The organism is Erwinia aphidicola, assembly GCF_024169515.1.
GTDB lineage: Bacteria > Pseudomonadota > Gammaproteobacteria > Enterobacterales > Enterobacteriaceae > Erwinia > Erwinia aphidicola.
Genome location: NZ_JAMKCQ010000001.1, coordinates 1,249,926 through 1,275,825, shown reverse-complemented (window position 1 = coordinate 1,275,825; position 25,900 = coordinate 1,249,926). Strand labels below are relative to the sequence as shown.

General features: G+C 56.3%; 24 protein-coding genes. 15 read left to right on the top strand and 9 right to left on the bottom strand.

Annotated features, from left to right (window positions below; all coding sequences use genetic code 11):
* Positions 1-4 precede the first annotated feature (4 nt).
* From J2Y91_RS05870 to tldD, 4 genes are all read left to right on the top strand, one after another.
* Positions 5-598: a Maf family protein gene (locus tag J2Y91_RS05870; protein WP_133622584.1), complete on the top strand. Its 594-nt coding sequence runs from the start codon at positions 5-7 to the stop codon at positions 596-598.
* Positions 588-2,057 carry a ribonuclease G gene (rng, locus tag J2Y91_RS05865; RefSeq protein ID WP_048914421.1) on the top strand — a complete coding sequence of 490 codons (1,470 nt, stop codon included), beginning with the start codon at positions 588-590 and terminating at the stop codon, positions 2,055-2,057. The genes J2Y91_RS05870 and rng overlap by 11 nt, the downstream gene beginning before the upstream one ends.
* A 26-nt stretch (positions 2,058-2,083) precedes the next feature.
* Positions 2,084-5,896: an AsmA2 domain-containing protein YhdP gene (gene yhdP, locus J2Y91_RS05860; protein ID WP_133622585.1), complete on the top strand. Its 3,813-nt coding sequence runs from the start codon at positions 2,084-2,086 to the stop codon at positions 5,894-5,896.
* A gap of 115 nt (positions 5,897-6,011) precedes the next feature.
* Positions 6,012-7,457, top strand: coding sequence for a metalloprotease TldD (tldD, locus tag J2Y91_RS05855; RefSeq protein WP_133622586.1), 1,446 nt, complete (start codon positions 6,012-6,014; stop codon positions 7,455-7,457).
* An 85-nt stretch (positions 7,458-7,542) separates the two neighbouring features.
* Here tldD and aaeR read toward each other — a convergent pair whose 3' ends face one another.
* Positions 7,543-8,457, bottom strand: a complete 915-nt coding sequence (aaeR, locus tag J2Y91_RS05850) for an HTH-type transcriptional activator AaeR (protein WP_048914424.1) — start codon at positions 8,455-8,457, stop codon at positions 7,543-7,545.
* Positions 8,458-8,724: 267 nt separating this feature from the next.
* Between aaeR and aaeX the strand changes: the two genes are divergently transcribed.
* The 5 genes from aaeX (at position 8,725) to J2Y91_RS05825 (ending at position 13,753) form a co-directional block, all read left to right on the top strand.
* On the top strand, positions 8,725-8,928 hold the full coding sequence (aaeX, locus tag J2Y91_RS05845; RefSeq protein ID WP_048914425.1) for a p-hydroxybenzoic acid efflux pump operon protein AaeX: 204 nt from the start codon (positions 8,725-8,727) through the stop codon (positions 8,926-8,928).
* Positions 8,929-8,935: 7 nt separating this feature from the next.
* Positions 8,936-9,868 (top strand): p-hydroxybenzoic acid efflux pump subunit AaeA, encoded by a 933-nt coding sequence (gene aaeA, locus J2Y91_RS05840; RefSeq protein ID WP_048914426.1) that lies wholly within the window; start codon positions 8,936-8,938, stop codon positions 9,866-9,868.
* A gap of 13 nt (positions 9,869-9,881) precedes the next feature.
* Positions 9,882-11,840, top strand: a complete 1,959-nt coding sequence (gene aaeB, locus J2Y91_RS05835; protein ID WP_133622587.1) for a p-hydroxybenzoic acid efflux pump subunit AaeB — start codon at positions 9,882-9,884, stop codon at positions 11,838-11,840.
* A 137-nt stretch (positions 11,841-11,977) separates the two neighbouring features.
* Complete coding sequence (locus J2Y91_RS05830) at positions 11,978-13,432, top strand: NAD-dependent succinate-semialdehyde dehydrogenase (protein ID WP_099753740.1); 1,455 nt, start codon at positions 11,978-11,980, stop codon at positions 13,430-13,432.
* A gap of 51 nt (positions 13,433-13,483) precedes the next feature.
* Positions 13,484-13,753: a barstar family protein gene (locus J2Y91_RS05825; RefSeq protein WP_133622588.1), complete on the top strand. Its 270-nt coding sequence runs from the start codon at positions 13,484-13,486 to the stop codon at positions 13,751-13,753.
* 79 nt (positions 13,754-13,832) lie between these two features.
* Here the strand turns inward: J2Y91_RS05825 and yhcN (J2Y91_RS05820) are convergent, their stop codons facing one another.
* From yhcN (J2Y91_RS05820) to argR, 4 genes are all read right to left on the bottom strand, one after another.
* Positions 13,833-14,096: a peroxide/acid stress response protein YhcN gene (gene yhcN / locus J2Y91_RS05820; protein ID WP_048914429.1), complete on the bottom strand. Its 264-nt coding sequence runs from the start codon at positions 14,094-14,096 to the stop codon at positions 13,833-13,835.
* Between the two features lie 104 nt (positions 14,097-14,200).
* On the bottom strand, positions 14,201-14,470 hold the full coding sequence (gene yhcN, locus J2Y91_RS05815; protein ID WP_048914430.1) for a peroxide/acid stress response protein YhcN: 270 nt from the start codon (positions 14,468-14,470) through the stop codon (positions 14,201-14,203).
* Between the two features lie 110 nt (positions 14,471-14,580).
* Positions 14,581-14,844, bottom strand: a complete 264-nt coding sequence (gene yhcN, locus J2Y91_RS05810) for a peroxide/acid stress response protein YhcN (protein WP_099753738.1) — start codon at positions 14,842-14,844, stop codon at positions 14,581-14,583.
* A 454-nt stretch (positions 14,845-15,298) separates the two neighbouring features.
* The gene (argR, locus tag J2Y91_RS05805) at positions 15,299-15,769 is read right to left on the bottom strand and encodes a transcriptional regulator ArgR (RefSeq protein ID WP_048914434.1); all 471 of its coding nucleotides are present in this window, start codon (positions 15,767-15,769) and stop codon (positions 15,299-15,301) included.
* Positions 15,770-16,137: 368 nt separating this feature from the next.
* On the opposite strand from argR, the gene mdh reads away from it, so the two are divergent.
* Positions 16,138-17,073 (top strand): malate dehydrogenase, encoded by a 936-nt coding sequence (gene mdh / locus J2Y91_RS05800; protein ID WP_133622589.1) that lies wholly within the window; start codon positions 16,138-16,140, stop codon positions 17,071-17,073.
* A 131-nt stretch (positions 17,074-17,204) separates the two neighbouring features.
* Here the strand turns inward: mdh and degS are convergent, their stop codons facing one another.
* From degS to zapG, 3 genes are all read right to left on the bottom strand, one after another.
* The gene (degS, locus tag J2Y91_RS05795) at positions 17,205-18,260 is read right to left on the bottom strand and encodes an outer membrane-stress sensor serine endopeptidase DegS (RefSeq protein ID WP_133622590.1); all 1,056 of its coding nucleotides are present in this window, start codon (positions 18,258-18,260) and stop codon (positions 17,205-17,207) included.
* A gap of 82 nt (positions 18,261-18,342) precedes the next feature.
* A complete protein-coding gene (gene degQ / locus J2Y91_RS05790; protein WP_133622591.1) occupies positions 18,343-19,725 on the bottom strand; it encodes a serine endoprotease DegQ in 1,383 nt (460 codons plus the stop codon).
* A 121-nt stretch (positions 19,726-19,846) separates the two neighbouring features.
* Positions 19,847-20,245, bottom strand: a complete 399-nt coding sequence (gene zapG / locus J2Y91_RS05785) for a Z-ring associated protein ZapG (RefSeq protein WP_048914437.1) — start codon at positions 20,243-20,245, stop codon at positions 19,847-19,849.
* 176 nt (positions 20,246-20,421) lie between these two features.
* Here zapG and zapE point away from each other — a divergent pair, with 176 nt between their 5' ends.
* The 5 genes from zapE to sspB all read left to right on the top strand — a co-directional run bounded on the left by zapE (position 20,422) and on the right by sspB (position 24,086).
* Complete coding sequence (zapE, locus tag J2Y91_RS05780) at positions 20,422-21,549, top strand: cell division protein ZapE (RefSeq protein WP_133622592.1); 1,128 nt, start codon at positions 20,422-20,424, stop codon at positions 21,547-21,549.
* Positions 21,550-21,793: 244 nt separating this feature from the next.
* Complete coding sequence (rplM, locus tag J2Y91_RS05775) at positions 21,794-22,222, top strand: 50S ribosomal protein L13 (protein ID WP_048914439.1); 429 nt, start codon at positions 21,794-21,796, stop codon at positions 22,220-22,222.
* 15 nt (positions 22,223-22,237) lie between these two features.
* Positions 22,238-22,630: a 30S ribosomal protein S9 gene (gene rpsI / locus J2Y91_RS05770; RefSeq protein ID WP_034890399.1), complete on the top strand. Its 393-nt coding sequence runs from the start codon at positions 22,238-22,240 to the stop codon at positions 22,628-22,630.
* Between the two features lie 308 nt (positions 22,631-22,938).
* The gene (gene sspA, locus J2Y91_RS05765) at positions 22,939-23,580 is read left to right on the top strand and encodes a stringent starvation protein SspA (RefSeq protein WP_048914440.1); all 642 of its coding nucleotides are present in this window, start codon (positions 22,939-22,941) and stop codon (positions 23,578-23,580) included.
* A gap of 5 nt (positions 23,581-23,585) precedes the next feature.
* Positions 23,586-24,086 (top strand): ClpXP protease specificity-enhancing factor, encoded by a 501-nt coding sequence (gene sspB / locus J2Y91_RS05760; protein WP_048914441.1) that lies wholly within the window; start codon positions 23,586-23,588, stop codon positions 24,084-24,086.
* A 41-nt stretch (positions 24,087-24,127) separates the two neighbouring features.
* Here the strand turns inward: sspB and J2Y91_RS05755 are convergent, their stop codons facing one another.
* Positions 24,128-25,885 carry a sulfite reductase subunit alpha gene (locus J2Y91_RS05755; protein WP_133622593.1) on the bottom strand — a complete coding sequence of 586 codons (1,758 nt, stop codon included), beginning with the start codon at positions 25,883-25,885 and terminating at the stop codon, positions 24,128-24,130.
* Positions 25,886-25,900 lie beyond the last annotated feature (15 nt).

Below are 25,900 nucleotides of genomic sequence, written 5' to 3'. Positions count from 1 at the left end.
AATTATGGTATCCCTGTATCTGGCTTCTGGCTCCCCCCGTCGTCGTGAACTGCTGACTCAGCTTGGCCTGTCATTTGAACGCCTCGCCACCGAGGTGGAAGAGCAGCGGCATGACGGCGAAACGGCGCAGCAGTATGTCCGCCGACTCGCCCATGATAAAGCGCAGGCGGGTGTCGCCGTGGCGGCACAGGATCTGCCGGTGCTGGGGGCGGATACCATCGTGGTACTGAATAATGAAGTGCTGGAGAAGCCGGTCGATACGGCCGCCGCAGGCGCGATGCTGGCGAAGCTCTCCGGCCAGACGCATCAGGTTATGACCGCCGTTGCGCTGGCAGACCGTCAGCAAACGCTGGATTGCCTGGTGATCACTGACGTCACTTTCCGCGCGCTCACGGCCGAAGATATTGCCAGCTATGTTGCCAGCGGTGAACCGATGGACAAAGCCGGGGCATACGGTATTCAGGGACTGGGCGGCAACTTTGTCAGAAAAATTAATGGAAGCTATCACGCGGTCGTTGGGCTGCCACTGGTGGAAACCGCCGAGCTGTTCAGCCATTTTCAGTCGCTGCGTGAAGTGAGAGGTCAAGATGACAGCTGAACTGCTGGTAAATATTACCCCGTCAGAAACCCGCGTTGCCTATATTGATGGCGGGATCCTGCAGGAGATCCACATTGAGCGTGAAGCGCGCCGCGGTATCGTAGGTAACATCTACAAGGGCCGCGTCAGCCGGGTACTGCCGGGAATGCAGGCAGCGTTTGTCGATATCGGCCTGGAAAAAGCCGCGTTCCTGCACGCTTCCGATATTATGCCGCACACCGAATGCGTGGCGCGTGACGAAAAGAAAAACTTTATCGTGCGCGATATCTCCGAGCTGGTGCGTCAGGGCCAGGACCTGATGGTGCAGGTGGTGAAGGATCCCCTCGGCACCAAAGGCGCGCGTCTGACCACCGATATTACCCTGCCTTCGCGCTATCTGGTATTTATGCCGGGTGCATCGCACGTCGGCGTATCGCAGCGCATCGAGAGCGAAGCCGAGCGTGACCGCCTGAAGGCCGTGGTTGCAGGTTACTGCGACGAACTGGGCGGCTACATTATCCGTACCGCCGCCGAAGGCGTGGGTGAAGATGAGCTGGCCTCCGACGCAGCGTTCCTGAAGCGGCTGTGGACCAAGGTGATTGAGCGTAAGAAGCGCAACCAGACGCGCTGCCGCCTGTATGGAGAAGTTGCCCTGTCGCAGCGCATCCTGCGTGACTTCGCCGGGGCTGCGCTTGACCGCATCCGCATCGACTCACGTCTGACCTTCGAACATCTGGTGGAATTTACCGGTGAATATATCCCGGAGATGACCGCTAAGCTGGAGCTGTACACCGGCAAGCAGCCCATCTTCGATCTGTTTGATGTGGAAAACGAGATCCAGCGTTCTCTCGACCGTAAGGTTGAGCTGAAATCCGGCGGCTACCTGATCATCGACCAGACCGAAGCGATGACCACCATCGATATCAATACTGGCGCTTTTGTCGGCCATCGCAATCTCGAAGAGACCATTTTCAATACCAATATTGAAGCGACGCAGGCGATTGCCCGCCAGCTGCGCCTGCGCAATCTGGGCGGGATTATCATTATCGACTTTATCGACATGAATAATGAAGATCACCGCCGCCGCGTGCTGCACTCGCTCGACCAGGCGCTGAGTAAAGATCGGGTGAAAACCGGGGTCAATGGCTTCTCCCAGCTCGGGCTGGTGGAGATGACGCGCAAACGCACCCGTGAAAGTATTGAGCATGTATTGTGTCAGGATTGCCCGGTATGCAAAGGTCGCGGCACGCTGAAAACCGTGGAAACGGTATGTTACGAGATCATGCGTGAAATCGTCAGGGTGCATCATGCCTATGACTCCGATCGTTTCCTGGTCTATGCTTCTCCCGCGGTCGGCGAAGCGCTGAAAAGTGAGGAGTCGCACGCGCTGGCGGAAGTGGAAATATTTGTCGGCAAACAGGTTAAAGTCCAGGTTGAACCGCTCTATACCCAGGAGCAGTTTGACGTGGTGATGATGTAGATTCAGGCTGTGACAAGGAGAGGTATGTGAGGCGATTGCCGAGGATTTTGCTACTGACGGGCGCAACGTTAGTCGTGGTGACTGCGCTACTGGTCAGTGGCTTACGCCTGCTGATGCCTCACCTCAACGGCTGGCGCACGCCTGTCCTTGAACATATCTCCTCCGCCACCGGCGTGCCGGTGCAGGCCAGCTCTTTAGAAGGCAGCTGGGAAAACTACGGCCCGCGCCTTGAGATTAAAGACATTCAGGCCGGATTGCCCGACGGTGGCGAACTGAAAATTCAGCGCGTGACGCTGGCGCTCGACGTCTGGCAGTCTCTACTGCACCTGCGCTGGCAGTTTCGTGACCTGACCTTCTGGCAGTTCCATCTGGTCACCAATACCCCGCTCAGCTCCGGCGACAATGGCAAATCCAACATTCAGGTAGAGCAGCTCAACGACCTGTTCCTGCGCCAGTTTGACCATTTTGATCTGCGCGACAGCGAAATCAGCTTTGTCACGCCCTCCGGCCAGCGTGCCGAACTGGCGATCCCTCAGCTGACCTGGCTGAATGAGAAAACCCGTCACCGCGCGGAAGGACTGGTCAGCCTTTCCAGCTTTACCGGGCAGCACGGGGTGGTGCAGGTACGCCTCGATCTTAGCGACAGCAACGGCTATCTGGACACCGGCCGCGTGTGGATGCAGGCCGATGACGTCGATGTGAAGCCGTGGCTGGGCCAGTGGATGCGCGATAACACCAGCCTCGACAGCGCGCGCTTCAGCCTGGCGGCGTGGATGAGCGTGAAAAATGGCGAAGTGCACGATGGCGATGTCTGGCTGAAGAAGGGGGGCGCGAACTGGCAGGGCGATCGGCAGTCGCACCATCTCAGCGTTGATAACCTGACCGCGCATATCAGCCGTTTCAACAGCGGGTGGAACCTCTCTATCCCGCAGACGCGCTTTATTACCGACGGGCAGCCGTGGCCGCACGGTCAGCTTTCCCTGATGTGGCAGCCGGAAAACAGCCTGCTGCCCGGGCCGGATCATCAGCCGGAACTGCGCGTGCGCGCCACCGACCTCGATCTGCAGCGTCTTGATCCGCTGGTGCCGCTTTTCGCCAAACTTTCACCGCAGCTGCTGGATAACTGGCGTTCGATACAGCCGCGCGGACAGCTACAGGCGCTGGCGGTCGATGTGCCGCTGCAGCAGCCGGAGCGTACGCGTTTCCAGGCGAAATGGCAGGATCTGAGCTGGCAGCAGTGGGAGCTGTTGCCGGGCATGGAGCATTTTAGCGGCTCACTGAGCGGGAGTGTCGCCGACGGGCAGCTGGCGTTCGCCATTCAGCAGGCCTCGCTGCCTTACGGTGAGATGTTCCGGGCGCCGCTGGAGATTAACCAGGCTAGCGGAAAGATTAACTGGCAGTACGGCGAGCAGGGGCTGACGTTATCCGGTCAGCAGCTCGACGTGCAGGCGAACTCCCTGTGGGCGCACGGCGATTTCAGCTATCAGCAGCCAAAAGGGCAGCCGCCGCGCCTCAATATTCTCGCCGGTATTAACCTGAGCGATGCCAGCCAGGCCTGGCGTTACTTCCCTGAGCCGCTGATGGGCAAGAATCTGGTGCACTATCTTACCGGCGCGCTGAAAGGCGGGCAGGTCAGCAACGCTACCCTGCTGTTTGCCGGTAACCCGCAGGATTTTCCGTTCAAGCATAATGAAGGGATGTTTGAAGTGGCCGTGCCGCTGCGCAAGGCCACCTACGAATTTGAGCCCGGCTGGCCCGCGTTGGAAAACCTTGATATTGACCTCGACTTCGCCAACAACGGCCTGTGGATGAAGGCAGAGAAGATCAAGCTGGGCGAGGTGGACGGGCACAATATCTCGGCGGTGATCCCTGACTATCTGCAGGAAAAGCTGATCGTTGATGGCGATATCAAAGGCGGCGGGCCGCAGATCCGCGACTACTTCAATCAATCCCCGCTTAAGCCTTCACTCGGCGGCGCGCTGGATGAGCTGCAAATTGGCGGTAATGTGAGTGGTCACTTACATCTTGATATCCCGCTGGACGGCGAGCAGGTGCGCGCCACGGGCGATGTGAACCTCAATAATAACTCGCTGCTGGTTAAACCGATTGAAACGCGCTTTGAGCAGCTTTCCGGCCGCTTTACCTACGATAATGGTGACCTGAAAAGTGATGCAATGACGGCGCGCCTGTTTGGTCAACCGATCGGCGTCAGCTTTAATACGCAGGAAGGCGAGAAAGATTACCAGATAGGCGTCGATCTCAACGCAAACTGGCAGCCGGGCAATATTGCGCAGATCCCTGAAGCCGCGCGCAAAAAGCTGGGCGGCAGCGTGCCGTGGCGCAGCAACGTGCTGATTAGTTTACCGCACGGCGGCGGGGCTAACTACCAGGTTAATGTCGACGGCGATCTGAAAAATGTGAGTAGTCGCTTACCTTCTCCGCTCGATAAGAAGGGCGGCAGCGCCATGCCGGTGAAGGTACTGGTAAAGGGTAATCTCAACGGCTTCAATTTGAGCGGTGCGGTCGGTGAGCGCCATCGCTTTAACAGCCACTGGCTGCTGGGCAAACAGCTGCGCGTTGAGCGCGGCATCTGGGAGAATGACACCCAGCGCACCCCTGCGCTGCCGGATACGCGCGGCATGGTGCTGAACCTGCCGCCGCTGGACGGTGAGGCCTGGATTGGGCTGCTCGGTGCTGGTGCTGGTGTTGGTAGCGGTGCGGGCGGTCAGGCAGGCAGCGCGTATCTGCCGGGCGATATTAAACTGCACACCCCGACACTGACGCTGGCGGGCCAGCAGTGGCAGGATCTGACGGCGACTCTCAGCCAGGCAATGGGGGGCGAGATGACGGTACAGGCACAGGGCAAAGAGATTAACGGATCGCTGGCGATTGCCAAAAATGGCCCGTGGCTGGCTAACCTGAAATACCTTTATTACAACCCGCAGTGGGACAGTAAAGGTAGCGGCTCGGTACCGCTGCCGCAGGATGCCTCGTCGATCAACTTCAGCCGCTGGCCGGCACTGCGCCTGAATTGCGATGAGTGCTGGCTACGCGGGCAGAAATTTGGCGTGATGAAAGCCGAGCTGACGCCGTCCGGCGATACCCTGACGTTAGCCAACGGCCTGATAGACAGCGGCAATACCCACCTGACGGTCAATGGTGAGTGGGTCAACAAGCCCGGCGAGCAGCGCACCTCACTGAAAGGCGTGCTGAGCGGTAAAAAAATCGATGAGGCCACCAACTGGTTTGGCGTTACGTCGCCACTGCGCGATGCACCGTTCAGGCTCGAGTATGACCTGCACTGGCGCTCTGCCCCGTGGCAGCCTTCGGAAGAGACGCTGAGCGGCGTACTAAAATCCCACCTCGGCGCCGGACAGATTGCCGACGTCTCCACCGGGCGCGCCGGGCAGCTGCTGCGGCTGGTGAGCTTTGATTCGCTGGTACGCAAGCTGCGCCTCGACTTTAGCGATACCTTCAGCCAGGGCTTCTGGTTTGACTCGATCAACGGCACGGCCTGGATCGAAAATGGCATGATGCGTACGGATAATCTCCTGGTGGACGGGCTGGAAGCGGACATCGCGATGAAAGGCAATGTGGACCTGGTTAAACGCCGCATCGATATGGAAGCCACCGTCGCGCCGGAAATCTCCGCCACTGTTGGCGTGGCGACGGCCTTTGCGGTCAATCCGGTCGTCGGTGCCGCCGTGTTTGCTGCCAGTAAGGTGCTCGGCCCACTGTGGAATAAAATTTCGGTGCTGCGCTACCACATCAGTGGGCCAATCGATAAGCCGCAGATTGACGAAGTGCTGCGCAAGCCGCGTGAAAACAGCGGGAAGTGAATTTGACGTAGACCCGCTAATGCCTCAGGCTGTTAGCATAACGTAAATTAAACATCACCCGGCTAAAGCGATGCTGGTCAGCCCTTTATGACCCATCCATACAAAGCGAGAATTCATGACTCTGAATCTGGTAAGTGAGCAGTTACTAACTGCTAACAACATTAGTCAAAGCGACCTCTTTTCCATTCTCGGCCAGCTGTCCGAGCGCAAGCTGGATTACGCTGACCTCTATTTTCAGTCCAGCTACCATGAATCCTGGGTGCTGGAAGACCGCATTATTAAAGACGGCTCCTACAATATCGATCAGGGCGTGGGCGTGCGCGCCATCAGCGGTGAGAAAACCGGTTTCGCCTATGCCGATCAGCTGACGCTGAATGCCCTGCATCAGAGCGCCACGGCGGCACGCAGTATCGTGCGCGAGCAGGGTAATGGCCAGTCACGCACCCTCGGGGCGGTGGCAAACCGCCCGCTCTACCCGGCGCTTGACCCGCTGCAAAGCCTGACGCGTGAAGAGAAAATTGAGCTGCTGCACCGCGTCGATAATGCGGCGCGTGCTGCCAATAAGCGCGTGCAGGAAGTCTCCGCCAGCCTTACCGGCGTCTATGAACTGGTGCTGGTGGCGGCAACCGACGGTACGCTGGCAGCGGATGTGCGCCCGCTAGTGCGCCTGTCGGTCAGCGTGCAGGTTGACGATAACGGCAAACGCGAGCGCGGCTCCAGCGGCGGCGGCGGCCGTTTCGGCTATGAGTTTTTCCTCGCCGATGAAAACGGTGAGATGCGTGCCGAAGCCTGGGCGCGCGAAGCGGTGCGTATGGCGCTGGTTAATCTGAATGCGGTAGCGGCCCCGGCGGGGATGTTCCCCGTGGTGCTCGGTGCGGGCTGGCCGGGCGTGCTGCTGCACGAAGCGGTCGGTCACGGGTTGGAAGGCGACTTTAACCGTCGCGGTACCTCGGTGTTCAGTGGTCAGATGGGCCAGCTGGTCGCCTCCGAGCTGTGTACCGTCGTGGATGATGGCACCATCGATGGCCTGCGTGGCTCGCTGGCGATTGATGATGAAGGCGTGCCGGGGCAGTACAACGTCCTGATTGAGAACGGTATTCTGAAAGGCTACATGCAGGACAAACTGAATGCGCGCCTGATGGGGGTGCCGCCAACCGGTAACGGTCGCCGCGAGTCTTACGCACACCTGCCGATGCCGCGTATGACCAACACCTATATGCTGGCGGGTAAATCAACGCCGCAGGATATCATTGAAAGCGTAGAGTACGGCCTGTACGCGCCGAATTTCGGCGGCGGCCAGGTCGATATCACCTCCGGCAAATTCGTTTTCTCCACTTCAGAAGCCTATCTGATTGAGAACGGTAAAGTGACCACGCCGGTTAAAGGTGCCACGCTGATTGGTTCCGGCATCGAAGCGATGCAGCAGATTTCGATGGTCGGCAACGATCTGGCGCTGGATAAAGGCGTCGGCGTCTGTGGGAAAGAGGGGCAGAGCCTGCCGGTTGGCGTGGGTCAGCCTACGCTGAAGCTGGATAAACTTACCGTCGGCGGCACCGCATGATATCGGGCGGACCGGAAAAAAGGTCCGCCCCCTATCACTGAGTCCTGCGGAGGGGGCGACCCTTTTTTCCGGTCGCCCCTGCGGACTATTTGCGAAACTCGCGGTAAATCTCCGCCACCTTGTCAAAATATTCGGTCAGATGGTTAATACACACCTGTACCTTTAGCGGGAGTTTGTCCTTCTGCGTGTACACGGCATACACCGGGCGCGGCACCGACTGGTAGTGCGCGAACAGAATTTCCACCTCCCCGGCATTAATCTCTTCGATAATCCACATCAGCGGCACATAGGCGATCCCGGTTCCGGATTTAAGCCAGCGGATCAGCGTTTGCGAATCATTAGTGGCAAAGCGCCCCTGCGGCGACAGGCGAATAGCGGTACCTTCCGGTGAGGTCAGCTCAAAATCGTTGTCCGGGCGCACGCTGTATTCCAGCCACGAAAAGTTGCTGATATCGGCAGGATTTTCCGGAACGCCATGCTGTAACAAGTAGCTTTTGGCCGCGCAGACCACCATCGGCATCGAGCCAAGGCGCTTCGAAAACAGGTTGGAGTCCCGCAGTGCGCCAACGCGGATCACCAGGTCCAGCCCGTCGGCAATCAGGTCCGGTGCCGGGATACCGGTTACCAGATTCACCGTCAGCCCCGGATACTCTTTCAGCATCTCTTCCGTCATGGGTGCCAGCAGGTTCTGCGCCATGGTGGAGGAGCTGCCGATACGCAGCAGGCCAATCGGGGTGTTATTAAATGCCCACAGCTGTTCATGCACCTGCTGAGCTTCGGAAAGCATGCGGCGACAGCCCTGGAAGTAGATTTTACCTGCCTCGGTCAAGCCGATGCTGCGGGTGCTGCGGTTGAGTAGTTTGACCTGCAGCTCATCTTCCAGCCGGGCAACCGTCTGACTCACTGCGGATACGCTTAACTGCAGATGCTGCGCCGCGGCGGTAAATGAGCCCATTTCAACGACTTTGGCAAAGACGGACATGCCCTTGAGTCTTTCCATTGTTAACCCTGGATTAAAAGTGATTTAGATCACATTTGGTAGATTACTTATAGTCAGGCACGTTACTATAGCATTGTTGGGTTACTGCTCCGTAACGCTATCCCTTTAAATGCTCCTTGCCGGATACGCTATTATTCATTCAGTATCGGTTCTGATTCGCACCCTTCGTCAGGTCATCATTACCCGCACGCGTAGCCGCCCTGAAACCGGGAGGGGATAACGTTATGCCAGCAGATTTATCCGGCATAGTATCAACAAGGATAAAAGATGAGTGTACTTCCGGTTATTGTGGTGTTCGGGCTGTCGTTCCCACCGATATTTTTTGAAATTATTGTGTCACTGATGCTGTTCTGGCTGGTACGACGGTTGCTGACTCCGACCGGAATTTACGATCTGGTCTGGCACCCTGCACTGTTTAATACTGCGTTGTACTGCTGCCTGTTCTGGCTGGTATCCCGTTTGTTCGTCTGAGGTCTGAGTGAAAGCACTTACAAGAAAAATTTCTCGCGTCGCCATTACCCTGCTGCTGGTGATCGTTGCCGTTGTCCTTATTTTCCGCGTATGGGTGTTCTATACCGAATCGCCGTGGACGCGTGATGCCAAATTTACCGCCGACGTGGTGGCAATCGCCCCTGACGTCAGCGGTTTGATCACCGATGTGCGCGTGCATGATAACCAGCTGGTCGCTAAAGACCAGGTCCTGTTCACCATCGATCAGCCGCGCTACCAGCAAGCGCTGGATGAAGCGCAGGCTGATGTCGCCTACTATCAGGCGGTGCTGAGTGAAAAACGTCGCGAGGCGGCGCGCCGCAACCAGCTCGGGGTTTCCGCCATGTCGCGTGAGGCTATCGACCAGGCAAACAACGACTTCCAGACCACTGAACATCAGCTGGCGAAAGCCGTCGCCGTGCGCGACCTGGCGAAGATCGACCTCGATCGCACCGTGGTGAAAGCCCCATCCGCAGGTTGGATCACTAACCTGAATGTCTATACCGGTGAGTTTATTACCCGTGGTTCTACCTCGGTAGCACTGGTGAAAAAAGACTCCTTCTACGTGCTGGCCTACCTTGAAGAGACCAAGCTGGATGGGATCCGCCCGGGTTTCCGTGTGGAAATTACGCCGCTGGGCAGCAATGCGGTGCTGTATGGCTCTGTGGATAGCGTTGCCGCGGGCGTTACCAACAGCAGCAGCACGGTCGACAGCAAGGGCATGGCCACCGTCGACTCCGACCTGGAATGGGTGCGGCTGGCGCAGCGTGTCCCGGTGCGTATTCACCTTGATAAGCAGCCGGGCAACCTCTATCCGTCCGGGACCACCGCGACCATCGTGGTGACCGGGGCGCAAGATCGTCAGCAGCATGAGATGTCGCCAATGATGAAACTGATGCATCGCCTGCGCGAGTTTGGCTAAGGCGAGGCCTATCATGCAGTGGTATCGTCTGCGCTATCCGATCAAACTGACCTTTGCCATCCTTCTGGCGCTGTGTGTCGGCTTTGAATTTAATCTCGAAACGCCGCGCTGGTCGGTGATGACTGCGGCAATTGTCGCGGGCGGCACCGGGTTTGCTGCCGGGGGCGATCCGTTCTCCGGCGCGCTGCGTCATCGCGGCATGCTGCGTATTATCGGCACCTTTATCGGCTGTATCGCCGCGCTGGCCATCATGATCACCACCATTCGTGCGCCGGTCGTCATGCTGCTGCTGTGCTGCATCTGGGCTGGCGTCTGCGTCTGGCTCTCCTCGCTGATCAAGGTCGAGAACTCCTACGCGCTGGGACTGGCGGGCTATACCGCGCTGATTATTGTGGTCAGCGTTGACGCTAACGGCTCCCTGCTGCTGGCTCCGCAGTTTGCGGTTGAGCGCTGTAGCGAAATCGTAATCGGTATTGTCTGTGCCATCCTCGCCGACTTGCTGTTCTCCCCACGCTCCATCAAGCTGGATATCGACCGTGAAATCGATGCGCTGCTGGTGGAGCACTATCGTCTGATGCAGCTGTGCGTTTCGCATGGCGATAAAGAAGAGGTCGATAAGTGCTGGGCCGGGCTGGTGCGCCGTACCACCGCGCTGAACGGCATGAGAACGCATCTGATGATGGAGTCCGGGCGCTGGCAGAAGGTCGATCGCCGTCTCAAGGTGCTCCACTCCCTCTCACTGACGCTGATCACCCAGGCTTGTGAAACCTTCCTGATCCAGAACACGCGTCAGGAGTATGTCCCGCCGCAGTTCCACCTTTTCTTTGAAAAACCGGTGGAAAATATCAGCGATATCCACAAGCGCATGAAGATTATGCGCCGGGTCATCACCCTTAGCGGCAGTAAAAATACCCCGGAAACCATCCGTAACTGGGTTGGCGCTGCCAGCCGCTATCTGCTGTTAATGAAGGGCATTCACACCAACAGCAGCATCAGCCGGATGGAAGAAGAGGTATTAAATACCGAACCGGTGGTAAAAATGCGTTCGGCAGAAACCCGTCACGCGCTGGTTAACGGCGTGCGCACCTTTGTTGCCACCGCCGTCGGTTCGCTGTTCTGGCTGTGGACCGGCTGGACTTCCGGCAGCGGTGCGATGGTGATGCTGGCGGTGATTACCGCGCTGGCAATGCGCATGCCAAACCCGCTGATGGTGGCGAAAGACTTCCTGTACGGCATGATCGTCGCCATTCCGGTTGGCGGGCTGTACTACATGGTGATCATGCCGAACACCCAGCAGAGCATGCTGCTGCTCTGTATTGCGCTGGGGATCATGGCCTTTATCTGCGGCATTCTGATCCAGCGCCGCCAGATCGGTACGCTCGGCGGGCTGGTGGGCACCATCAACATCCTGACGCTGGATAACCCGATGAAGTTCAACATCAGCGTGTTTCTCGACGGGGCGCTGGGCCAGGCGATCGGCTGCTTTGTTGCACTGCTGGTGATCCTGCTGATCCGCGATACGTCGAAAGCCCGGGTTGGCCGCACGCTGCTTAATCGCTTTATGTATGCGGCGGTTTCGGCGATGACGACCAATACGGCGCGCCGCCGCGAGAACCATCTGCCCGCGCTGTACCAGCAGCTATTTATGCTGCTGAATATCTTCCCCGGCGATGTGAACAAGTTCCGTCTGGCGCTGACGCTGATTATCGGCCATCAGCGGCTGCGCGCCGCTGACGTTCCCGTCAATGCCGATCTGTCGGCTTACCACAAGCAGCTGCGCCACACCGCCGACCGGGTGATCTCCGCCAGCAGTGATGGCAAGCGGCGCCACTACTTTGAGCGCCTGCTGGCGGAGTTCGACATTTATCAGCAAAAGCTGGAGCAGTATCAGGCGCCACAAAGCGTGACCGAGCCCGTTGCGCTGCTGGCTGGCATTCTGAAGAAATATCAGAATACCCTGATCGAGATTTGATCTTGCCGCTGACGGCGCCTGCCGTCAGCATTTTTCCCGGCCATAATCCCCCCGATGATGCCCTTTTGTCACAAAACCTCGCGGTTTTGCCATCTATACTTAATCCAGCTGAAGGGTAAACACATCTGGAGAAAATCATGACGATCTCAACGCTTAAGGACAACGACCTGTTTCAGACCGGTTTCCTGGTAAACGGAAAGTGGCAGCAGGCGGCCAGCACTTTTGAGGTGCTCAACCCGGCGACGGGGGAAGTGGTTGCTGCGGTGGCTAAAGCGGGTAAGGCGGAAACGGAACAGGCGATTGCCGCCGCCGCCGCGGCATTCCCGGCGTGGCGGGCAAAAACGGCCAAAGAGCGGGCCGAGATTCTGCATCGCTGGTATCAGCTGATGATTGAAAACAAAGCCTGGCTCGGCCAACTGATGACCGCCGAACAGGGCAAGCCGTTAAAAGAAGCCGAGGGTGAAGTGGAGTACGCCGCCAGCTTTATTCAGTGGTTTGCCGAGCAGGCCAAGCGCGCCAACGGTGAGATTATCCCACCGGCCAAGCCCGGCAGCCGTATTCTGGCCACGCGCGAGCCGATAGGTGTGGTGGCGGCAATTACCCCGTGGAACTTCCCGATGGCGATGCTGACGCGCAAGCTGGGTCCGGCGTTAGCGGCGGGCTGCACCGGCATCATCAAACCGGCGAATAACACCCCGCTTTCAGCCTTTGCCCTGCTGGCGCTGGCGAAAAAAGCGGGCGTACCGGACGGCGTTCTCAATGCGGTCGCGGGCGATACTCACGCCATCAGCGACGCGATTATGGCCAGTAAAGCGGTGCGCAAAATCTCCTTTACCGGTTCCACCCAGGTCGGCAAGCTGCTGATGCGCAATGCGTCAGAGACGATGAAAAAAGTCTCGATGGAGCTGGGGGGCAACGCGCCCTATATCGTGTTTGAGGATGCCGATATAGATGCGGCGGTAAAAGGGGCCATCGCCAACAAATTCCGCAACGCCGGGCAGGTCTGCGTCAGTGTGAATCGCTTCTATATTCATAACAGCGTCTACGACCGCTTCGTTAACCAGCTGGCAGACGAAGTGAAAAAGCTAAAAGTCGGCAATGGCATGGATGAGGGCGTCGTGGTTGGCCCGCTGATTGAGGCTTCGGCGCTGGAAAAAGTCGAGGAGCACGTCAATGATGCGCTTAGTCATGGCGGCAAGGTCATTACCGGGGGAGCGCGTCACGCGCTGGGCGGCAACTTCTGGCAGCCTACGGTGATTGCCGAAGCGAATGAAAGCATGAAGCTGTCACGGGAAGAGACCTTTGGTCCAGTGGCGGCGTGCTTCCGCTTTGATGAGGAAGAGGAGGTGATCCGCCGTGCCAACGACACCGAATTTGGCCTGGCAGCTTACTTCTATACGCAAAACCTGCAGCGCGTATTTCGCGTCTCAGCCGCGCTGGAAAGCGGCATGGTGGGAATTAACGAGTGTGCGGTGTCCACCGAGCTTGCGCCGTTTGGTGGCGTAAAAGAGTCGGGATTAGGGCGTGAAGGCTCGGTGCTGGGGCTGGAAGAGTATATGGAAGTGAAAGCCCTGCATATTGGCGGACTTTAACCCAACGGGCGGCAGTCGCCGCCCAGCTGTGTGTCCTGCGGAGCAGACCGAATGAAAAGAGAGATTTTCGACTTTGATGTGATTGTCGATCAGGCACATTTCTTCCGGCAGTTCAGCGAACGATTTGCCCTGACGGATCGTACCATCGCCGATCTGGACAGTCTGTGGGATGCTATCACCGGGCCGCAAATGCCATTACCGTTGGAGATTGAGTTCGTCAATTTGGGCAGCGGCCAGAGGCGACGCTACGGCGCGCTGATTCTGCTATTTGATGAAGCGGAAGAGGAGCTTGATGGCGAGTTTCGCTTTAACGTTAAATAGTCAGGCAAAAAAAGGGCCCCGGCGAACGGGGCCAAAGGGTTCGTCTTGCCGGGCAACGGGTGTGCCCATCGACGAGGAATTACTTATACAGCTCGGCGGTGACATGCCAGTTATCCTGATTGCGCGCTTCAACAATTCGGTAAGCACTGGCACCTTCACTATCCGCTTTCTGTGACACCTGCTGACGGATATCCGACGGCACGCCTGCCACACCGCTTAATGTAATCGTCCCCGCAGATTGCAGATTCTCTGCCTGTTGGTTATTGACCAGCTGTGCGGCGCTGGCGCCGAAACTGACCAGTGAAAACAGGCTCAATGCAGCGATGGTTGTTTTGATTTTCATATTTAATCTCCTCATTGTGACCAACAACCTGCGGGCTTCGACTTTATGACCGCGGTCATGTCACGGACGGGCGCTGACAGCGCCCGATGTCTGTTCGTTAACGGTTATTTATACAGTTCAGCCGTTACGTGGTAGTTGCCGTCGTTACGCGCTTCAATCACACGGTAGGCGCTGGCACCCTGCTGATCCGCTTTCTCAGACAGCTGATGACGAATATCCATGGTAGTGCCGTTAATGCCGCTCACGCTGACGGTACCGACTGACTGCAGGTTCTGATTATTAACCTGATCGTTAGTCACCAGGCTGGCAGCGCTGGCACCAAATGAAAGAACGGAAGCAAGACCTAAAGCAGCGATGGTGAAGGTAGTTTTCATGATATGACTCCAGAAATTGGGTTGGGCGGTAACCGAAAGGGCTAAAAAACGTTTATTATTCTTGGGGTTACCGTAATTTTTTTTGTTTTTACTCTCAGACAGATACGAACTTATTTGTACAGCTCGGCAGTAGCATGCCAGTTGCCATTCACATTATTTTCGATAACGCGATAAGCGGTGGCACCTTTCTGGTCGGCTTTATCGTTCAGCGCCTGGTGGATATCCATCGGTGAACCCGCAATGCCGCTTACGCTGACAGTGCCGATTGGCTGAAGATTTTTAGCCTGTTCTGCGTTGATAGATTCAGCGGCGAAAGCGCCGAATGACAGAGCAGAAAGAAGGCCAAAGGTAGCAATAGTAGTGGTAACTTTCATGATTTGATTCCTCGTCAACTGTTTTTATCTTTTTAATTACTGTGATTTGCATCACGAAAACAAGTATAGATCTAATAACGTAAAAAATTAATAGCATGCTAATAATGTTTTGTTGGGATTCTTGTGATGTGAAGGGGTTTTTAATAACCAACCGTTATAAAAAACGCTTATATTTTACCCTCACCCCGTTAAATGCTTGGAAAAACATCAGGCTGCGTGAAATTAACAATTTGTGCGCTTATTAGGGATAGATCACATTGCTGGAAGAAATTTAAGCGGGTGATGGCGGGCGTATTGACCAGCAAAGGCAGTGAGATCTGCTGCTGAGTACTGAATTATCAGGGGAATAGCAAAGGGCCGTATGATGACGGCCCTGAGGATTTCGTCGCATAGAACAAAGTTGTACGGAGGAGACCTACGCCACGATATGCATAAGTCTTATAAGCGGCATGCTTTACAGTTCCTGTTCGAACAGGACCAGAATGGCATCGTGCAGCTGCTTAACGGTGAACGCACGGGCTGGCGTAATAAAGATAGTGTCATCACCGGCAATGGTTCCGAGGATGCCTTCGGCTTTCCCCAGTGAATCCAGCAGGCGTGCGATCAGCTGCGCGGCACCTGGGCTGGTGTGAATAACCACCAGTGCATCATTGAAGTCGATATCCAGCACCAGATTCTTAAGCGGGCTGGTGGTGGTCGGCACGCCCAGCTCAGCAGGCAGGCAGTAGACCATCTCCATTTTCGCGTTACGCGTGCGCACCGCGCCGAACTTGGTCAGCATGCGTGAGACTTTCGACTGGTTGATATTTTCGAAGCCATCTTCCTGCAGCGCGCTGACGATTTCGCCCTGCGAGCTGAATTTTTCTTCTTTTAGTAAGGCCTTGAACGCCTTAATTAACTCTTCTTGTTTTGATGGGTTACGCATAGGTTACCGATTCGAGGAAAATAGAAGCCATGCCCGTGGCGGGATATTAAATTATTATGCAATTAAATGAATTTTTATGCAAATGGGAAATGGTGCAGCCGCCGGCTAAAGCCGCCAGGGGCGTGCAGTTTAACAGAGTTTGAATGGGAAAAAAAATTTGCTGACGGCTTGCTGAAGCGGGCAAGAAGTGAACGATTTGTTATAATAATGAGGTTGTTCCAGTTAGCGCTAACGGTGTAATGTAACGCCGAATCACGATGATATCCTGTCGTGCTGAACCGCCAGCTAAACTCGCGTTTCAGCAAATCCGGATAGAGCAACATGGATTTCACGGCACAATAAATGCTTAATATAATAAGGAGTTTAGGATGAAAGTTGCAGTTCTCGGTGCAGCAGGTGGTATCGGCCAGGCATTAGCCCTCCTGCTGAAAACCCAGCTTCCGGCAGGTTCAGAACTCTCTCTGTACGATATCGCCCCAGTGACTCCCGGCGTGGCGGTCGACCTAAGCCATATCCCTACCGCAGTGAAAATCGAAGGCTTCAGCGGCGAAGATGCCACCCCGGCGCTGAAAGGTGCTGACGTGGTACTGATCTCCGCAGGCGTGGCGCGTAAGCCGGGTATGGACCGTTCTGACCTGTTCAACGTCAACGCCGGTATTGTGCGTAACCTGATTGAGCAAGTCGCCTCAACCAGTCCTGGCGCCCTGATCGGTATCATTACTAACCCGGTTAACACTACCGTCGCGATTGCAGCGGAAGTGCTGAAGAAAGCCGGTGTTTATGACAAAAACAAACTGTTCGGCGTCACCACGCTGGACATCATCCGTTCCAACACCTTTGTTGCTGCGCTGAAAGGCAAGCAGCCAGAAGAACTCAACGTGCCGGTGGTTGGCGGTCACTCAGGCGTGACGATCCTGCCGCTGCTGTCGCAGATCCCAGGCGTCAGCTTCAGCGAGCAGGAAGCTGCTGACCTCACTAAACGCATTCAGAATGCCGGTACCGAAGTGGTTGAAGCGAAAGCGGGTGGCGGATCGGCCACGCTGTCGATGGGGCAGGCCGCGGCGAAATTTGGTCTGTCACTGGTACGTGCGCTGCAGGGCGAAAGCGATGTGGTGGAATGTGCTTATGTCGAAGGGGACGGCGAATACGCGCGTTTCTTCTCGCAGCCGCTGCTGCTGGGTAAAAAGGGGATTGTTGAGCGCCGTCCGATTGGCCAGCTGAGCGCCTTTGAACAGCAGTCGCTGAATGGCATGCTGGATACGCTGAAAAAAGATATTGTGCTGGGTGAAGATTTTATCAAGTGATTAAGTCTTCCCCAAAATAATTGGCGTCGCAACAAGGCGGCAAATGTACGAATCCCCGGGAGCTTACTTTTGTAAGTGACCGGGGTGAATACATGCAGCCAACGCAGTTGCGGCGTCAAGTATGAAGGGGATTATTGCGTCTGGATCTCGTCCGGGTACTCCAGCACCGTGACCGGCATCGTCATCTTCTTCTCGTTGCGCGTGATATCGACGTTAATCACCGTGCCCGGGCGGATCTCAGCCACCTGGTCCATGGTTTCTACCGGTGATACCGCCGCCGCATTATTCACGCGGGTAATCACATCATTGACCTGAATACCGGCTTTATCTGCCGGGCCGCCGGCCTTCACCTCAGTCACCACGATGCCCTGATTATGATCCATACCTGATGTCTGACCGCTGTAGCGGCGGAATTCGCGCCCGGTAATGCCGATATAGCCGCGTATTACCCGCCCGTCGCGGATCAGTTTCTCCATCACCTTCGTCGCCAGCTTGGTAGGAATTGCAAAGCCCAGACCTTCCGGCGTTTCGCCGTTGCTGCTTTTATCAAAGGAGAGGGTGTTAATGCCCATCAATTCGCCCAGCGAGTTAATCAGCGCGCCGCCTGAGTTGCCGCGGTTAATAGACGCATCGGTCTGCAGGAAATCCTGATGGCGGGAAGGGCTGAGGCCAACCCGTCCGGTGGCGCCAATGATACCCTGCGTCACCGTTTGCCCGATGTTATACGGATTACCGATCGCCATCACCAGGTCGCCAACGTGCGCGACGCGCTGCGGATTGATCGGGATCACCGGTAAATTCACCGCATTGATTTTCAGCACCGCCAGGTCGGTCAGTGAGTCAGAACCGACCAGCATCGCTTCAAAGTAGCGGCCATCCTGCAGATTGACGATGATCTGGCTGGCGTCGTTGATTACATGCTTGTTGGTCAGAATATAGCCGCGCGGATCCATGATCACCCCAGAGCCGAGCACATCGCTGGTGCCGTTGGCGCTGCGGTTGTAAACATACACTACCGCAGGCGCGGCGCGTTTTACCCCCGCGTTGTAGCTGACCGGCTGAAGATCGGCGCTGTCGTCGGCAGTAGACAGCAGATCGCTGCCCAGCCGCAGGCCCGGCACGGCTACCAGAAGGATAGCGGCCACAATCAGGCCGAAGATCGCTGAACGCAAAAGTTTAGGAAACATGGTTTTAGGCAGTGTATGAATAAACGACTGGCAGGATAGCATGAGTTACGCGGACACAGTAGCCTGTGTCCGCGTGGCAGGGTTAACGCAGCAGCAGATAGATATTCTCATCGCCGCGCATGATGCTCAGCGCCAGCAGATCCGGTTTGGTCTCCAGCAGTTTACGCAGCTCTGCCAGATTCTGTACCGGCGTGCGGTTAACGCCAACGATCACATCATCCTTCTGTAGGCCAAACTGCGCCGCCGGAGTCGCTTTCGCCACCTCGTCGACTTTGACACCTTTGGTGCCATCTTTGGCCGCGCCGTCGCTCAGGGTGGCCCCTTGCAGCGCTGGGGTCATCAGTTCGGCACTGGCGGTCGTCTGGCTGCTGTTATCCAGCTTAACGGTGACCGTGACCGGTTTACCGTCACGCAGCAGGCCCACTTTCACTTCCTGGCCCGGCGGCGTGGTGCCGATTTTCACCCGCAGTTCAGCAAAGTTAGCAACGTTTTTACCGTCGACGCTGGTAATGATATCGCCCGCTTTAATCCCCGCTTTCGCGGCCGCCGACTGCGGCAGCACCTCGTTGACGAAGGCGCCGTGCTGGATATCAACCTTAAAGGCTTTCGCCATATCGGCGGTCATCTCAGTGCCCTTGATGCCCAGCTGGCCGCGTTTCACTTCACCAAACTGGATCAGCTGCTGGGCCAGACCCATCGCCATATTGCTTGGAATCGCAAAGCCAATGCCGATATTGCCGCCGCTTGACGCAAGGATGGCCGTATTCAGCCCGATCAGCTCACCGTTAAGATTCACCAGCGCACCGCCGGAGTTACCGCGGTTAATCGCGGCATCGGTCTGAATAAAGTTTTCCAGCCCCTCAAGGTTAAGACCGCTGCGGCCGAGCGCCGACACGATCCCCGAGGTGGCCGTCTGTCCCAGGCCAAACGGGTTACCGATGGCCACGGTAAAGTCCCCGACCTTCAGCTGGTCAGAGTCAGCAATTTTTATCTGGGTCAGATTCTTCGCATCGATCAACTGGAGCAGTGCGATATCGGTCTGCTCATCGTGACCGACCAGCTTGGCCGTGAATTCGCGACCATCGCTCAGCTGCACGCTGATTTTATCTGCGCCATTCACCACGTGGTTGTTGGTCAGCACATAGCCTTTGGCGGCATCGATAATCACCCCGGAGGCCAGCCCTTCAAACTCCTGCGACTTATCGTCACCGGGGGCACCTTCCTCTCCATCCTGACCAAAGAAGCGTTTTAGCTGGTCGGGGATCTGCTGCTGGCTCTCTTTTTCTGTCCCTTCAACGTGAACGCTGACGACGGCCGGCAGAACTTTCTCCAGCATTGGTGCCAGGCTCGGCACCTGCTGGCCCTGAATCTGTCCAGGAAGAGCAGCCACAGCCGCAGGGACTGTGGCCATATTGACACCGACACTCAATGCTAATGCGCTTAACAGAAATAATTTGTTCTTCATCGGAAGCAAACTCTCGCTAGCAGGGAAATGATGCCCATCGCCAAAATGGCAGGCTGTATGTGTCTTGCAGTGAACTGAACGGTGCTTGAAACGTGGGGTGGCTGGCACCCCACGAAGATGATTATTTGGTAGCGCGCTCGCCACGCAGCAGGCCAGAGGCGCTGTCCGGGTAGTCACGCGGCATCTCTACCGGCACCTGGTCGTTATCCGCTTCTGATTCTGTCAGCTGATAAGCAAACGGGTTTTTCTCACCCGGCAGGTTTGGCAGCAGGTCATTAGAACCTTTCGCCATATGCTGATACAGCTGACGGTAGTCGCGTGCCATGTTGTCCAGCAGCTCGGCGCTGTGGGCAAAATGGTTAGTCAGCTCTTCACGATAATCCGCCAGCTCTGCCTTGCTCTTTTCCAGCTCGTACTGCAGGCTGCGTTGCTCGCGCAGTTTTTTGTTGCCGAAACGCATTGCTACCGCGCCAATAATAATCCCAACTACTAACCCAATAAGCGCGTATTCCCAGGTCATAATGACTCCCATATAGTCTTCGTTGTTACGTAGGGCTTTTCCATCTGATACCAGCCACTATAACCGCTAATGTATTGGAAGTGGAATCCTGCGGCAGCTTCGCTTAGTGTAGAACGACTTTTTTTTCGACGATCAACACCGGCATAGGCCTTTTTTTCAGGGAATGTGACTCAATTATGCAAACGATGTCCCCGCTGTTGCGCTATCAGCAAGCGCTGGAAAACGGCGAGTATCAGCCCGATGAAGTTCAGCGCGCCGCCATGACCCGCTTAGACGGTATCTGGCAGGCGTTAAGCCGTGTTAGCCCTCCTGCGTCTGCCGCCAGCGGCGGTCTGTTTGGCAAGCTCAATAAGCTGATGGGCAAAAGCAAATCGACGGTCCAGGCACCGGCGCGCGGTCTCTATATGTGGGGCGGCGTTGGGCGCGGCAAAACCTGGCTGATGGATATGTTTTTTCAGTCGATTCCTGGTGAGCGTAAGCAGCGCCTGCACTTTCATCGCTTTATGCTGCGCGTGCATCAGGAGCTGACAGAACTGCAGGGGCAGAGTGACCCACTGCAGATTGTCGCCGACCGCTTCAAGGCAGAAACCGACCTGCTGTGTTTTGACGAATTTTTTGTCTCAGACATCACCGATGCGATGCTGCTCGGCACATTGATGGAAGCGCTGTTCAGCCGTGGCATCACCCTGGTCGCCACGTCAAATATTCCGCCGGACGATCTCTATCGTAACGGTTTGCAGCGCGCACGTTTTCTACCTGCGATTGAGATGATCAAGCAGCACTGCGAAATCATGAATGTTGATGCCGGTATCGATTACCGCCTGCGCACGCTAACCTCGGCGCATCTGTGGATGACGCCGCTCGGTGAAGAGACCGCCAAAGAGATGGAGCGGATGTTCGTGGCGCTGGCGGGAAAACCGCGTCAAGCCCATGAACCGCTGGAGATTAATCACCGTAAGCTGCCCACGTTGGGCGTGGCTGAGGGCGTTGTGGCGATGAGTTTCCTTGCGCTGTGTGGGGAAGGGCGCAGCCAGCACGACTATATTGAACTGTCGCGCCGTTTTCACAGCGTATTGCTGTATGATGTGCCGGTGATGATTTACAAGACCGAAGACCAGGCACGGCGATTTCTGGCGCTGGTGGATGAATTCTACGAGCGGCACGTCAAGCTGGTGGTCTCGGCGGAAGCATCACTGTACGAGATTTATCAGGGCACGCGGCTGAAGTTTGAGTATCAACGCTGCGTATCCCGTCTGCAGGAAATGCAGAGTGAAGAGTATCTGCGACTGCCGCATTTGCCCTGAAACTTGAATGGGCGTGGCGGGATGAGGATTTTATCGCAGAAAACGTTCGATCTTTTTGGGCGACTTCTCTATAATCTTGCGACCCCACGTTACAGCAAAGGTTTTTTTCCCAAAACTCTTTGTGTTCCAGTAACTCTATCCGAAGGGGTGGGCTTACTGGTCAAGATGGTCGTGTGAGCTCCAACCGTTTATTCAAGCGTTTGGGATTTCACCAACGTGTAACTTAATTTGGGTAAGCTTTTAGATGAAAACTTTTACAGCTAAGCCAGAATCGGTCCAACGTGACTGGTATGTTGTTGACGCAACAGGCAAAACATTAGGTCGTTTAGCGACTGAATTGGCTCGTCGCCTGCGCGGTAAGCACAAAGCGGAATATACTCCGCACGTTGATACTGGTGATTACATTATCGTTCTGAACGCAGAAAAAGTTGCCGTAACCGGTAACAAGCGTACCGATAAAGTGTATTACCATCACACCGGTTTCGTCGGTGGTATCAAGCAAGCGACCTTCGAAGAGATGATTGCTCGCCGTCCTGAACGCGTGATTGAAATCGCGGTTAAAGGCATGCTGCCAAAGGGTCCGCTGGGCCGTGCTATGTACCGTAAACTGAAAGTTTACGCGGGCAACGAGCACAACCATGCGGCACAGCAACCGCAAGTTCTTGACATTTAATCGGGATTACAGGCAATGGCTGAGAATCAAAACTACGGCACTGGTCGCCGCAAAAGCTCTTCCGCACGCGTCTTTATTAAGCCGGGTAGCGGTAACATCGTTATCAACCAGCGTTCATTAGAACAGTACTTCGGTCGTGAAACTGCCCGCATGGTAGTTCGTCAGCCGCTGGAACTGCTGGACATGGTAGGTAAATTCGATCTGTACATCACTGTTAAAGGTGGTGGTATCTCTGGTCAGGCTGGTGCGATCCGTCACGGTATCACACGCGCTCTGATGGAGTACGACGAGTCCCTGCGTGGCGAACTGCGTAAAGCAGGCTTCGTTACTCGTGATGCTCGTAAAGTTGAACGTAAGAAAGTCGGTCTGCGTAAAGCACGTCGTCGTCCTCAGTTCTCCAAACGTTAATTTTTCCTGCTCACGCAGAAACGATTATCGGAAAACCCGGTGCCTGGCGCCGGGTTTTTTATTTCCTGCCTGTACAAAAAGCGCGAAACACCCACGGCTTTGTTATTTTCCCCCGCAATTCGACACTCCGCTCCCCACAAGCTGGCTAAAATCTGGTAAACTGTGTGTCACTTTGTGCCCATTGGCCGGGCAATGACGCTGGTATCCTGTGCAATGGACGATCGGTCAAACTTCGGGCTGATGGCAATAATGAGTCGCCGCGTGGATGGCTATTCGCAGTAATTTTCTCGATAAACTTGGAGGTTTACATGGCTGTCGCTGCCAACAAACGTTCGGTAATGACGCTGTTTTCTGGTCCGACTGACATTTTCAGCCATCAGGTACGTATTGTCCTGGCTGAGAAGGGTGTTAGTGTCGAGATCGAGCAGGTTGAAACGGATAACCTGCCGCAGGATCTGATCGACCTCAACCCGTACCGTACCGTACCCACCCTCGTTGATCGCGAGCTGACGCTGTATGAATCGCGCATCATCATGGAGTATCTGGACGAACGTTTCCCGCATCCACCGCTGATGCCGGTTTATCCGGTTGCGCGTGGTGAAAGCCGCCTGATGATGCACCGCGTCGAGCAGGACTGGTACAGCCTGATGCGTAAAGTCGAAAACGGCACGGCGCAGGAAGCGGAAGCGGCGCGCAAGCAGCTGCGTGAAGAGCTGCTGGCCATCGCACCTCTGTTCGCCCGCACCCCGTTCTTTATGAGCGAAGAGTTTAGCCTGGTAGATTGCTACCTGGCCCCACTGCTGTGGCGTCTGCCACAGATGGGCATTGAGCTGATTGGTGCCGGTTCGAAAGAGCTGAAAGGCTATATGACGCGTGTCTTCGAGCGTGATTCCTTCCTGGCTTCCCTGACGGAAGCGGAACGCGAAATGCGCCTGCAAACGCGGGGCTGATTACGATGGAAATGTCTCAACTTACCGCACGTCGTCCCTATCTGCTGCGCGCTTTTTATGAGTGGTTGCTCGACAACAATCTCACGCCGCATCTGGTCGTAGACATTAATTTGCCGGGTGTTATGGTGCCCCTGGAATATGCCCGTGATGGCCAGATCGTTCTGAACATCGCGCCGCGTGCCGTGGGCAACCTTGAGCTTGGCAATGACGAAGTGCGCTTTAGTGCGCGTTTCGGCGGCGTTCCACGTCAGGTTTCCGTGCCGTTAATGGCGGTGCTGGCGATCTACGCGCGTGAAAACGGCGCAGGAACGATGTTTGAGCCAGAGCCAGCGTATGAAGAGGCGGGCGAGTACGATGCCGCTGATGCGCAGGATAGCGCACCGGAAACGGTGATGTCGGTTATCGATGGCGATCGTCCTGACGACAGCGGTCAGGATGACGACAACGGTCCTGACGATGAGCCGCCGCCGCGCGGTGGTCGTCCGGCGTTACGCGTCGTGAAATAAAAAACGGGCCGTCAGGCCCGTTTTTTTTATGCTGCGAAGGCTTAATACACGTCGCGCAGGTAACGCTTCTCTTTCTTCAGCTGGTCAACGTAGTCGGCTGCACGCTCCGCAGACATGCCACCAAACTGAGTAATCACCTGGTACAGCGCCTTATCGACGTCTTTTGCCATGCGTGATGCATCGCCACAAACGTAGAAGTAAGCACCCTCTTCCAGCCACGCAAACAGCTCTGCGCCCTGTTCCAGCATGCGGGTCTGCACGTAAATCTTCTCAGCCTGATCGCGGGAGAACGCCAGGTCGAGGCGGGTCAGTAAACCTTTCTCTTTCCAGCTGCTCAGCTCGTCCTGATAGATGTAGTCGTGTTCCTGATGCTGGTCACCGAAGAACAGCCAGTTTTTGCCTTTGGCACCCAGCGCATCACGCTCCTGCAGGAAGGCGCGGAACGGCGCGATACCGGTGCCCGGGCCAATCATGATCAACGGCGCATCACCGTTGGACGGCACGCGGAACGCTTTATTTGGCGAGATAAAGATCGCCGGCTTCTCACCGCGCTTCACGCGTTCGGCCAGGTAGGTCGAGCACACGCCGCTGCGCGCACGTCCGGCGCTGTGGTAGCGCACGGAGGCAATCGTCAGGTGCACCTGATTCGGGTGCGCCTTCTGGCTGGAGGAGATGGAGTAAGCGCGGTGCTGTAACGGGCGCAGCAGGGCAACGAACTCAGGAATGCTCAGCGCACGGGTGACGTCGAGCTGCAGCAGGTCGAGGGTATCTTTGCCCCACAGCCACACGCCCAGCGCATCTTTGTCATCGTGCTGCAGGACGTGGCGCAGTTCCTGATTGGTGGTGTTCTTGCCGACCCATTCGATCAGCTTGCGCGAAGGCTCGGAGATCTCGAACTGATAGGTCAGCAGATCACCCAGGCTACGTTCGAAGCCAGGAACCGGCGTGTCGTAGTCGGATTTCAGCTGCGTCAGCAGCAGGTTAACCAGCGCCGGTTCGTTCACCGGGATCACCCCCAGCGCGTCGCCCGCTTCGTACTTCAGCCCGCTGTCGGTCAGGTCAAACTCGAAGTGACGGATGTCCTTACCGGAGTTTTCACCGGACAGACGCTTGTTGGTCGCCAGCGCTGCCGCATACGGGTTATTCTTGTTGCTGCCCGGAATGACCGGCGCTTCCGGAGCGCTCTCCAGCGCTGTGCCGCTGCTGCCGGCGCTGGCGGCAAACTGAGGCATGGAAGCGGCAATCCACTCGTTGGACGGCTCTTCAAAGTCGATGTCGCAGTCAATGCGGTCGTAAACGCGTTTCGCACCCAGCTGCTCCAGGCGCATATCAATAAATTTACCCGCCTGGCAGAAGCCATCGTAGCCGGTATCACCGATAGCCAGAACCGCGAAGTGCATCTGCTCAAGGCGCGGCGCGGTGCTGGCAGAAATTGCCTGCCAGAACAGCTGGGCGTTGTCCGGCATCTCGCCTTCACCGTAGGTTGAGGTGATCACCAGCACGTGACGCATGGTAGCGAACACTTCGATATCTACCTCGCCCAGCCCCTGAACCACGGGCACCAGACCTTTGGCGCGGGCGGCTTTCGCCGCGCTCTGCGCTAAGGCTTCAGCATTACCGGTCTGTGAACCAAACAGGATATGCAGCTGGGTGTTGGCAGCCGACGCTGCCCCGCTTGCCGCCTGCGGCTGGTTTTCCAGCACCAGCAGGCGTGAATGTAACCCGGCAAGAAAGCCCGCCAGCCAAAATTTCTGTTCGCCATTGAATGGCGCATCTTCAGGAATATAAGGAATCTTCATCGCTTTTATCTACTC